The following is a 2,881-nucleotide window of genomic DNA, read 5'->3' on the forward strand; positions in this document are numbered from 1 at the left end:
TTAGGTTAAGTTAGAAAGGGCGCACGGTGAATGCCTTGGCACTAGGAGCCGATGAAGGACGGGACTAACACCGATATGCTTCGGGGAGCTGTAAGTAAGCTTTGATCCGGAGATTTCCGAATGGGGGAACCCACTGTTCGTAATGGAACAGTATCTTTACCTGAATACATAGGGTATGGAAGGCATACCCGGGGAACTGAAACATCTAAGTACCCGGAGGAAGAGAAAGCAAACGCGATTCCCTGAGTAGCGGCGAGCGAAACGGGACATAGCCCAAACCAAGAGGCTTGCCTCTTGGGGTTGTAGGACACTCAANNAGAAGGTAAAAACCCTGTAGTCGAAACTTCGTTCCCTCCTGAGTGGATCCTGAGTACGGCCGGACACGTGAAATCCGGTCGGAAGCAGGGAGGACCATCTCCCAAGGCTAAATACTCCCTAGTGACCGATAGTGAACCAGTACCGTGAGGGAAAGGTGAAAAGCACCCCGGAAGGGGAGTGAAATAGTTCCTGAAACCGTGTGCCTACAAGTAGTCAGAGCCCNNGGGTGATGGCGTGCCTTTTGTAGAATGAACCGGCGAGTTACGATCCCATGCAAGGTTAAGTTGAAGAGACGGAGCCGCAGCGAAAGCGAGTCTGAATAGGGCGTATGAGTATGTGGTCGTAGACCCGAAACCAGGTGATCTACCCATGTCCAGGGTGAAGTCCAGGTAACACTGGATGGAGGCCCGAACCCACGCACGTTGAAAAGTGCGGGGATGAGGTGTGGGTAGCGGAGAAATTCCAATCGAACTTGGAGATAGCTGGTTCTCTCCGAAATAGCTTTAGGGCTAGCCTCACGTAGTAAGAGTCTTGGAGGTAGAGCACTGTTTGGACTAGGGGCCCTCATCGGGTTACCGAATTCAGACAAACTCCGAATGCCAAAGACTTATCCGTGGGAGTCAGACTGCGAGTGATAAGATCCGTAGTCAAAAGGGAAACAGCCCAGACCACCAGCTAAGGTCCCAAAGTATACGTTAAGTGGAAAAGGATGTGGAGTTGCTTAGACAACCAGGATGTTGGCTTAGAAGCAGCCACCATTTAAAGAGTGCGTAATAGCTCACTGGTCGAGTGACTCTGCGCCGAAAATGTACCGGGGCTAAACGTATCACCGAAGCTGTGGATTGACATCTACGATGTCAGTGGTAGGAGAGCGTTCTAAGGGCGTTGAAGCTAGACCGTAAGGACTGGTGGAGCGCTTAGAAGTGAGAATGCCGGTATGAGTAGCGAAAGATGAGTGAGAATCTCATCCACCGAATGCCTAAGGTTTCCTGAGGAAGGCTCGTCCGCTCAGGGTTAGTCGGGACCTAAGCCGAGGCCGAAAGGCGTAGGCGATGGATAACAGGTTGATATTCCTGTACCACCTCTTTATCGTTTGAGCAATGGGGGGACGCAGGAGGATAGGGTAAGCGCGCTGTTGGATATGCGCGTCTAAGCAGTTAGGCTGAGAGGTAGGCAAATCCGCCTCTCACATAAGGCTGAGCTGTGACAGCGAGGGAAATTTAGTACCGAAGTTCCTGATTCCACACTGCCAAGAAAAGCCTCTAGCGAGATAAAAGGTGCCCGTACCGCAAACCGACACAGGTAGGCGAGGAGAGAATCCTAAGGTGAGCGAGAGAACTCTCGTTAAGGAACTCGGCAAAATGACCCCGTAACTTCGGGAGAAGGGGTGCTTTTTGAGGTGAATAGCCTCGAAGAGCCGCAGTGAATAGGCCCAGGCGACTGTTTAGCAAAAACACAGGTCTCTGCGAAGCCGCAAGGCGAAGTATAGGGGCTGACGCCTGCCCGGTGCTGGAAGGTTAAGAGGAGGGGTTAGCTGCTAAGCGAAGCTCTGAATCGAAGCCCCAGTAAACGGCGGCCGTAACTATAACGGTCCTAAGGTAGCGAAATTCCTTGTCGGGTAAGTTCCGACCCGCACGAAAGGCGTAACGATCTGGGCACTGTCTCAACGAGAGACTCGGTGAAATTATAGTACCTGTGAAGATGCAGGTTACCCGCGACAGGACGGAAAGACCCCGTGGAGCTTTACTGTAGCCTGATATTGAATTTTGGTACAGCTTGTACAGGATAGGTAGGAGCCTGAGAAGCCGGAGCGCTAGCTTCGGTGGAGGCGTCGGTGGGATACTACCCTGGCTGTATTGAAATTCTAACCCGCACCCCTCATCGGGGTGGGAGACAGTGTCAGGTGGGCAGTTTGACTGGGGCGGTCGCCTCCTAAAAAGTAACGGAGGCGCCCAAAGGTTCCCTCAGAATGGTTGGAAATCATTCGCAGAGTGTAAAGGCACAAGGGAGCTTGACTGCGAGACCTACAAGTCGAGCAGGGACGAAAGTCGGGCTTAGTGATCCGGTGGTTCCGCATGGAAGGGCCATCGCTCAACGGATAAAAGCTACCCCGGGGATAACAGGCTTATCTCCCCCAAGAGTCCACATCGACGGGGAGGTTTGGCACCTCGATGTCGGCTCATCGCATCCTGGGGCTGTAGTCGGTCCCAAGGGTTGGGCTGTTCGCCCATTAAAGCGGTACGCGAGCTGGGTTCAGAACGTCGTGAGACAGTTCGGTCCCTATCCGTCGTGGGCGCAGGAAATTTGAGAGGAGCTGTCCTTAGTACGAGAGGACCGGGATGGACGCACCGCTGGTGTACCAGTTGTTCTGCCAAGAGCATCGCTGGGTAGCTATGTGCGGACGGGATAAGTGCTGAAAGCATCTAAGCATGAAGCCCCCCTCAAGATGAGATTTCCCATAGCGCAAGCTAGTAAGAACCCTGAAAGATGATCAGGTTGATAGGTCAGAGGTGGAAGCGTGGTAACATGTGGAGCTGACTGATACTAATCGTTCGAGGACTTA

At 52.8% G+C, this 2,881-nt stretch carries 1 rRNA gene; it reads left to right on the forward strand.

From position 1 onward, the window contains the following. Window positions 1-3 precede the first annotated feature (3 nt). Window positions 4-2,881 (forward strand): 23S ribosomal RNA (locus COJ96_RS17205); the annotation flags it as partial.

Origin of the sequence: Bacillus sp. AFS073361 (genome assembly GCF_002567005.1) — a bacterium.
Lineage (GTDB): Bacteria > Bacillota > Bacilli > Bacillales > Cytobacillaceae > Neobacillus.